A 7,255-nucleotide genomic window follows, 5' to 3' on the forward strand; every position below is an offset into this window, starting at 1 on the left:
GCAAGTCCTAACACAAATAAGTATAGACAGCTTAGGTTTATTATTTTCAAGCAGAAGACGTCATACGAGATGTGTTAGGGTCTCGTGGGCTCGGAGATGTGTATAAGAGAGAGGCACCTGCCCACCCCGTCCGGCGGCTTCACCCGCGTCCCCTGGGAACGCGTCGACCACGCCACCTGGAAGGACGGATGGCTGCACGTCCACGAGACCACCGGCGGCCCCGAGCACCACATCCGGCTCACCGACCCCGGCTCCGTCCCCGAAACCGTCCGGGAACGCGTCACCGCCACCATCGCGGTCAGCCACCAGGCCCAACTCCCCGGCGGCAAGGTCCGCATCGCCGGCCGGCGCCCCGCAGCCGGCGGCGACGTCCGCTGGACCTTCGTCTTCGACGCCGGCATGGACCCGACCGACCCCGGCCTACGCGCCCAGGCCGAACAAGCCCTCGAAGAACTGCGCCGCCAGACCGGCCTCTAACCGGGAAACACCTCAGGCCGCTCCCGGTCCGCCTTGCGGCCCTGCACCTGCTCCGGCACGCGCTCCTTCAGATGGTTCGCCTTCCCGCGCGCCGCACCCGCGAACTCCTCGCCCTTCGCCCGCAGCATCCCCGCGGCCTCCTGCACGTTCGGGTTCTCCGACACCTGCTGCGACAGCCGCTTCAACTGCTCGTACCGCTCGCGCCCCGCCTTCGTCCCGAGGACGTACCCGATCGCGGCGCCTGCCATGAACATCATGCGCGTCTTCATGTCCAACTCCCACTGACGGCGGAATCGTGACCACCCCCATACCCGCCATCCGCCCGCCCATCCACAACGCGTGCGCGAAGACCCCCTCACATGCGCTAACCTAGACCCGCCGACAGGGGCACACGCCCCACCGGACGCACGATCCCGCGTAGCTCAATCGGCAGAGCAGCCGGCTGTTAACCGGCAGGTTATTGGTTCGAGTCCAATCGCGGGAGCCGCCCTATGGGCGCGTACTCCCAGGTCAGAGCCCGTCTCGAAGCGCCGAGACGGGCTCTGACACGTTGTGCCTGACCTACTGCCTGACTAGCGATCGCTGATCATGCCCGGGAAGATGCGATCCATCTCCGTGGCGCCGTCCTCCAGTACCGGCCGAAGCTCGTGCCGATAGACCGTCTCCGTCACGCGCGTGCTGCTGTGGCCGACCAGCCGGGCAATGTTCTCGGTAGGCATCCCGTTGTCCGACAGCAGCGAGACGAAGCTGTGCCGCAGTTCTCGGGGCGTCCAGTCTTCTGGCGTCAGGCCGGCGCGTGCCGCCACCCTCCGGAAGCCGCGTAGGACGCTCATGGGGTCGCGCTCGCCACCGTCTGGGCCCGGGAAGACGAACCGGTCAGGAGGCAACGGGAAGGCGCCCCCAGCGTCCATGTGGGCGCCGCCCTGCACGCTGTAGAGGTCATGGAGCGCCAGGACGCATCTGGCCGGGAGTTTCAGGCTGCGTCTTGACTTCTCGGTCTTGGTGTCGCCGCCCCGCCGGACAGAACGCCAGACGTACATGGCGAACTCACGGTGCGTCCATCCGGCCTCATCGACCGGAAGCCAGGTCTCTCGTTCGTCGCAATAGGCGACTACGTGGGACCACCGCAAGGCCCGTAGTTCCTCCGTACGCGCGCCGGTGAGCAGCGAGAGCACGATGTAGGCGTGCATGTCGGCCTCACCGCTGGCTTCGGCCGCTTCGAGCAACGCAACGGCCTGCTTGAACGAGAGCGATTTCGAGGGGCGACCGCGTTTGCCGCGGGGGACCTCACAGAGCAGGACGACGTTCCTCTTGACCTTGTCTCGCGCTTGGGCCCGCGCGACAGCCCGCTTAAGGATGGAGTGCATCTCCCGGAGCGTTTTCGTGCTGTGGGTCTTCGCCTTCCGAGCCAGCCAGCGGTCTACGTCGTCCGCTGATAGCTCGCGAAGCTTTCGGGCGCCGAGATCAGGGATCACGTGATTCCGGGCGAGGCTTGTCCGGTTCCTCACGGTGTTCTTGTCGCGGTCGGGAAGCCCGTATTCAAGCCAGTTGTTCACGGCATCGGCGACGGTGTACCGGGTGTCTTCGCTCGGCAGCCCGTCCGCGCGGTCACGCAGCTTGGCTTGGAGCTTCTTAAGCGCCTTGGTCTTACTCCTGTCGCTGGCGGTGCGCACGATGCGCTTCCCTGCCGGCGTGTATCCAACGGTGACCTCGGCGACCCACCGTTGACGCTTCTCGCTCCAGCGGAGCCCGCCATCACCGCGCGGGCGGCGCTTGGAATCGGTGTCCTTGGGCAATCTGTGGCCTTTCTTCGGGGATGTTGGGTCGTCAGAATGCGGGGGAGTGGGCGCGGGTTCACCGCGCCGCCTCACGCTCCAGCAGCTCGATGTACTCGGCGATGGCCTTGCCGGGGATGAGACGGGAGCGGCCTTCCTTGACCGACCTCAGGCGGCCGGAACGGATGAGTTCGAAGATGGTGTTGCGGCCGAGGGACAGCAGGGTCATGGCGTCTTCGACCTTGAACAGGCGCATGTCGGGCGGCACGGCCAGCGGCTGTTCGGACATGATGGTGCGACCTCCTTGGAGAGGTAGGCCCCGGCGGGTGTGCTTGGTCGTGTGTCCGCCGGGGCCGTCTGAACTTGGGTGAACGAGGAACGGCCGCCCCCGGGAGGTGGGGGCGGCCGTTGCTCTGTGCGGGAGGGGCTGAAACATCTCGGCATCTCGGCATCTCGGCAGTTGTGGCCGTGAGCTGCGGTGATGGGTGCCGGGATGGTGGTGAGCGGGCTTGGGCTATCTCGGCAGTCGGGGGGTTATCTCGGCAGCCGGTGCCGAGATGCCGAGATGGAGGTTCGGCACCGTGTTCTATCTCGGCATGCGTCTGTGCAGGTAGGCGGTGGGTTTGCCGAGATGCCGAGATGCCGAGATGTTTCAGCGGGTTCTGGGACTGGTCACGCATGGGGCTCTCCGTCGTGGTGTTCGACCCAGAACACGTTCCGGTTGCCGCGTTCGTGTTTGCCGGACCGGATGACGTAGTCGCCGCGCCACCGGCCGGTCTGGCCGGTGAGCAGGCGCCCGAGGGACAGCGGGTTGGGCAGGCGGCCGGTGTGGGTGGTGATGAACTGGCCTTCCCACCGGTCGTGTTCGTCCAGGCCGATCCGGTCGGGTTCGCCGGAGTTGCGGAGTTCGGCGGCGGTCATGCGCTGCGAGCCGTGCAGGCTGTGCCAGCAGGCCATGAACGCGTGCCAGCGGGTTTCGTCCTCGTCGATGGCGCGCACGTCGGCGGCGTTGGCCAGGAAGCCGTCTATGCCGTGGTGGGCCAGGAACCCGCCGAGGGCTTGCGCCCACGGAGTGAATTGCCGCATCGAGACGGTGTCGGCGCGCGGCGCGCCGTTGCCGGTCCAGTCCAGGACCAGCACCAGCAGGTGCCACAGCACGGTGAGCTGGTTGGCCGGGGCGGTGATCCACTGGTCAAGGTGCGGGATCCCGAACCGGGATTGGTCGCGCTGTTCGGGGCGGGGCATGTTGGGGTCCAGGTGCACCCGGACGGTGCGGGACGCCATGTCTCCGCCGACTTGGAGGTTGTTGCCGGTGGCCATCCATAGCCGGTCGTTGACGGTGGCGATGTTGCGGGACGCGCCCAGCTGGCGGTCGGACCACACACCGGCGGTGACCAGCAGTGCGAGGGTGGCGGAGTCGATGACGGTGCCTTCGGCGAGGTTGTCCCACACCACGACGCCGACCTGTTCGGCGAACACGGCGGTGATGGATTTGCGGAGTTCTTCTTCGGTGTAGGCCCAGGGGATGACGCGCTGGCCGTAGAGCATGCCGGGGCCGCCGGTCAGGATGGACTTGCCCGAGGCGGGCATGGTCGCGTCGATCAGCGCGAACGGGGTCAGGGACCGGGTGAAGTGCCGCAGGATCGGGGTGACCAGCAGCGCGAGGTAGTTCGCCCGATCGGCGGGGCTGGCCCATGGGAAGTCGCGCAGGAACCGGTTGAGGATGAAGTCGCGGGCCTCGTTGACCTGTTCGGCGGTGGGCCGGTCGGGGACGGGCGGCAGCACGACCTTGGAGGCCAGATAGAGGCCGGTGGCGGGGTCGTAGCCGGGGCGTTGCAGCAGGGTGCCGTCTCGGCGCAGCACCGGCGCGCCGATCACGCCGCGCAGCGGCGCCAGGTCGGGCCAGGTCTTGCCCGCCAGCACGGAGGCCAGGATGTCGCGGGGCGGGGTGACCTCCTCCTCGTAGGTCTCGGTGCCGTTGCTGGTCTTGCGGGACCGGAGCCGGTAGACGTAGGCGTGTTCGGCCAGCAGCCCGGCCAGGGTGGCCGGGGTGATCGGGCTCGCGGTGACCGGCAGCGGCGAGTCTTCGTCGGCGGCCGGGCTGGTTTGCCCGCCGGAGATGGTCTCCATGTGCACCAGGGACCCCGCCGACACGTAGGTGTCGGGCAGGGCCCCGCGCGCAAGTTCGGCCTTGAGGACGCGAATGGTCTCGGGGCCGGAACCAACAAGCAGGTGCGGCTTTGGGGTCATGCGGGCACGCTCCTGGGGCGTTGAGTGCCGGCGCGGAACCCGGACCGGACAGTCCGGCGGGCGGGCATGGGTGCCAGCCCCGCGCGCACGGCGGCAGCGGTCAGCAGTTGCTCGGTGTCGTCGGGGTCCAGGGCGCCCCCAGCCACGAGCTGGCCCAGGGCGACGGCGGCGCCGTAGAGGGTGGCGTTGCGGCGGCCCTCGGGCGCGGCGGCAACCGCGTCCAGGCTGGCGGTGACCGCCTTGTGGAGGTAGGCGCCGCGGCGCCCAGGGTCCAGCCGCACCGTGACCGGTTCTTGCGGTGGTAGCGGTGCGGGGCGGAGCCGTTCGGCCAGCCAGCCGGGCAGCGGCGCCGGGGCCGGGGTGTGGATCGGGGTGTAGGTGCCGGTGCCGTCCGGCAGGTCGACGAAGGATCCGGGGCCGACGACGTATCCGCCGTCGCCGCGGGTGTCGACCTTCCAGCCCAGTCCGTTCCCCCGGTCATCTGAGGTGTTGGTGAGCCGGATCCCGTCCGGGGCGGTGAAGTACAGGTGGGATCCGCCGCGCCGGGTGCGGACGTGGAAGGTCTCCAGCGGCATCGGCTGTCCGGCCTGTTCGCAGACCATGGCGAACACGTCGGCGCCGTCGTTGACGCCGGGCGCCGCCCACTCGGGCGGCGGGTGCTGGCCGGGCTTGGGCATGTCCAGGTCGATCACCAGCAGCCGGGACGGGCCGCACGCGATGCCGATGTTGTAGGGGCGCCGCGCCCACATCTGCCGGATCACGGCCGGGTCGGTGGTCGCGGTTCGGGTCCACCGCACCCCGTGGGGCGGTTCCTTGTCGCCGGGGGTCAGCGGGAAGACGTGCCAGCCGCGGGCGGCGCAGGCCAGGGCGTACCGCGCCAGCGTGGCCGCGTCGGGCCGCGCCGGGACGGGCGACCGGGCGGGTGACGGTGCGGGTTCGGTCATGCTGCGCTCCCTTCGGACGGTGGCTTGTCGGCGGTGAGGCGGGCCAGGAGCGCGGCGGCGCCCTGGCCGGGCACGACGCCGTTGCCGAGGGCTTTGAGTATCTGGTTGCGGGTCAGGCCGGGGACGGCCGGTCATGACGCCTTCCACCCGCGGCGCGTCAGTTCTTCGATGACCTCCTGGACGCCGTCGGCGACGGCCAGTTCGTCCTCGGGGTCGGGGTAGTGCTCGGCGAGCCACCCACCTGATAGGGCGTTCTCGGCGACCATGGCGACGCGGTAGCAGGCTTCGCGCTTGGCTTCGCGGCGGTTCATCGATCCTCCTTGACCGCGGTTTCACGCTCGGCGGGACTGTCGTTGTGGGTGCGGCCGTCCAGCAGCCGCCCGGCGTGCTTTTTGCCGACGCGCCACACCGGCGCCCACTGGCCGGTCTCGGGCACGTCGCCGGGCGCGCGGGTGGCGCCGGTGGCGGCGTTGACGTATCCGTCGGGGCGGCGGGCCGGGGCGGGTGACTGCCAGGTGTGCGCGCCGTGCTGCTTGTGGAAGTAGGCCACCTTGGCCGCGTGGCATTGGTCGCGCAGGGAGCGGAACCAGTCGGGATGTGCGGGGCGAGCGCCGGGGCCGGACTCGCCGCCGGTGATGACCCAGTCGATGCCGTGGAAGCGGTCGCAGCATCCGCCGGCGTGCACGTAGCTGGCGGTGAGCCCGTGGGCGCGTTCGCTGCCGCACGTCCACACGGCCCGGGTCAGGTTGATCGGGCCCAGCAGCGGCTCGGCGGAGACGAACCGCACCGCAGCGGGCGTCTCGATCAGGGCGGGGATGCGTCGTTCGGCCCATGGCTGGTTCTCGGCGGACACTCCCAGCCACACGTTCGGCAGTGGCCACCGCCGGTACGGCGCGGCGACGGGTGCCCGGCCGTGGTCGGCGGCGGCCCGCTCGTACACCGCAGCGGTGAACCGGGAGTCGCGCAGCAGGGACCGCATGCGGGCGTGCCGCTTGGTGAGGATCTGGAAGGTGTGCTGGTCAGCGGCGAGCATCACGGCGAACACCCGGGCGATGAACTCGTCCGGGACGGCGGTGTGGAACAGGTCGGACATGGAGTTGACGAACACCCGCCGCGGCGCCCGCCAGGTGAGCGGCTGACGCAGCCGCGCGGGCCGCAACGTCAGGTCGAAACCGCGCTCGAAGTGGTGGCCGGGCACGCCCCGCCAGCGTTCGGCGAATGTCTCGGCGTAGCAGTGGTCACAGCCCGGCGAGACCTTCGTGCAGCCGGTCACCGGGTTCCAGGTCGCATCGGTCCACTCGATCGCGCTTCGGTCGCTCATGCGGTGTCTCCGTCCTGCGGGTTGCGCTTGTGGCGCGGCCAGAGCGGGGCCCAGTCCGACAGGTCCTCGTTGCCGGGGGTGATGACGGTGCCGTCGGGGGTGAGGACGAATTCGTGTCCGTTGTGGCAGGTCCACAGGTCGCCGGGGACGTCGGGGGCGATGGCGGCCCAGCTGGTGCCCTCGGTGAGGCAGTACGGGCAGTCGGGGCCGTCGGCGATGGGCCAGTGGGTGATGGGGATGGCCCAGTCGGTGCGGCAGGCGTGGCAGTGCCAGGTGTTGGTCTGGCCGCCGTCCAGGCGGTCGGCGGGGCCGGTGAACACGACCTCGGTGGGGGTCTGGCAGGTGGGGCAGTCGGGTGGTTGCAGCACCGGCCACTGCTCGGCGGGCGGGTAGGTGTGGGACATGGGCGGGCCGTCCTCCCTCGGAGGTTCGCGCGGGCAGAAGTAGGCCCCGGGACCGGCACGCGGTTCCGGGGCGGTGGGTTCGGG

The 7,255-nt window shown here is 69.9% G+C and carries 9 protein-coding genes and 1 tRNA gene; 2 read left to right on the plus strand and 8 right to left on the minus strand.

The genetic code is table 11. The features are described 5' to 3' along the window. Positions 1-84: 84 nt before the first annotated feature. Complete coding sequence (locus tag ETD96_RS37685; RefSeq protein ID WP_205719654.1) at positions 85-477, plus strand: hypothetical protein; 393 nt, start codon at positions 85-87, stop codon at positions 475-477. Here ETD96_RS37685 and ETD96_RS37690 read toward each other — a convergent pair. After that, positions 474-746, minus strand: a complete 273-nt coding sequence (locus ETD96_RS37690; protein WP_138641282.1) for a YtxH domain-containing protein — start codon at positions 744-746, stop codon at positions 474-476. The two genes, ETD96_RS37685 and ETD96_RS37690, sit on opposite strands and share 4 nt — an antisense overlap. A 142-nt stretch (positions 747-888) precedes the next feature. Here ETD96_RS37690 and ETD96_RS37695 point away from each other — a divergent pair. Further along, positions 889-961 (plus strand) — tRNA-Asn (locus tag ETD96_RS37695). A gap of 88 nt (positions 962-1,049) precedes the next feature. Here ETD96_RS37695 and ETD96_RS37700 read toward each other — a convergent pair. The 7 genes from ETD96_RS37700 to ETD96_RS37735 all read right to left on the minus strand — a co-directional run bounded on the left by ETD96_RS37700 (position 1,050) and on the right by ETD96_RS37735 (position 7,171). Then, positions 1,050-2,273, minus strand: coding sequence for a tyrosine-type recombinase/integrase (locus tag ETD96_RS37700; protein ID WP_138641283.1), 1,224 nt, complete (start codon positions 2,271-2,273; stop codon positions 1,050-1,052). A 58-nt stretch (positions 2,274-2,331) separates the two neighbouring features. Further along, a complete protein-coding gene (locus ETD96_RS37705; protein ID WP_205719655.1) occupies positions 2,332-2,541 on the minus strand; it encodes a helix-turn-helix domain-containing protein in 210 nt (69 codons plus the stop codon). Positions 2,542-2,924: 383 nt separating this feature from the next. Next, complete coding sequence (locus ETD96_RS37710; protein WP_138641284.1) at positions 2,925-4,502, minus strand: hypothetical protein; 1,578 nt, start codon at positions 4,500-4,502, stop codon at positions 2,925-2,927. Beyond that, complete coding sequence (locus ETD96_RS37715; RefSeq protein WP_138641285.1) at positions 4,499-5,446, minus strand: bifunctional DNA primase/polymerase; 948 nt, start codon at positions 5,444-5,446, stop codon at positions 4,499-4,501. The genes ETD96_RS37710 and ETD96_RS37715 overlap by 4 nt, the downstream gene beginning before the upstream one ends. A 131-nt stretch (positions 5,447-5,577) precedes the next feature. Beyond that, a complete protein-coding gene (locus ETD96_RS37725) occupies positions 5,578-5,757 on the minus strand; it encodes a hypothetical protein (protein ID WP_138641286.1) in 180 nt (59 codons plus the stop codon). Then, positions 5,754-6,767 carry a DUF5131 family protein gene (locus ETD96_RS37730; RefSeq protein ID WP_138641287.1) on the minus strand — a complete coding sequence of 338 codons (1,014 nt, stop codon included), beginning with the start codon at positions 6,765-6,767 and terminating at the stop codon, positions 5,754-5,756. Before ETD96_RS37730 ends, ETD96_RS37725 begins: the two co-directional genes overlap by 4 nt. Continuing rightward, positions 6,764-7,171 (minus strand): hypothetical protein, encoded by a 408-nt coding sequence (locus tag ETD96_RS37735; protein WP_138641288.1) that lies wholly within the window; start codon positions 7,169-7,171, stop codon positions 6,764-6,766. Before ETD96_RS37735 ends, ETD96_RS37730 begins: the two co-directional genes overlap by 4 nt. Between the last annotated feature and the right edge of the window lie 84 nt (positions 7,172-7,255).

The organism is Actinomadura geliboluensis, assembly GCF_005889745.1.
Taxonomy (GTDB): Bacteria; Actinomycetota; Actinomycetes; order Streptosporangiales; family Streptosporangiaceae; genus Spirillospora; species Spirillospora geliboluensis.

Bases quoted from the DNA above. Each gene is read 5' to 3' on its own strand.
- ETD96_RS37690 (WP_138641282.1), bottom strand. From the start codon at position 746: ATGAAGACGCGCATGATGTTCATGGCAGGCGCCGCGATCGGGTACGTC.
- ETD96_RS37705 (WP_205719655.1), bottom strand. From the start codon at position 2,541: ATGTCCGAACAGCCGCTGGCCGTGCCGCCCGACATGCGCCTGTTCAAG.
- ETD96_RS37710 (WP_138641284.1), bottom strand. From the start codon at position 4,502: ATGACCCCAAAGCCGCACCTGCTTGTTGGTTCCGGCCCCGAGACCATT.
- ETD96_RS37715 (WP_138641285.1), bottom strand. From the start codon at position 5,446: ATGACCGAACCCGCACCGTCACCCGCCCGGTCGCCCGTCCCGGCGCGG.
- ETD96_RS37725 (WP_138641286.1), bottom strand. From the start codon at position 5,757: ATGAACCGCCGCGAAGCCAAGCGCGAAGCCTGCTACCGCGTCGCCATG.
- ETD96_RS37730 (WP_138641287.1), bottom strand. From the start codon at position 6,767: ATGAGCGACCGAAGCGCGATCGAGTGGACCGATGCGACCTGGAACCCG.
- ETD96_RS37735 (WP_138641288.1), bottom strand. From the start codon at position 7,171: ATGTCCCACACCTACCCGCCCGCCGAGCAGTGGCCGGTGCTGCAACCA.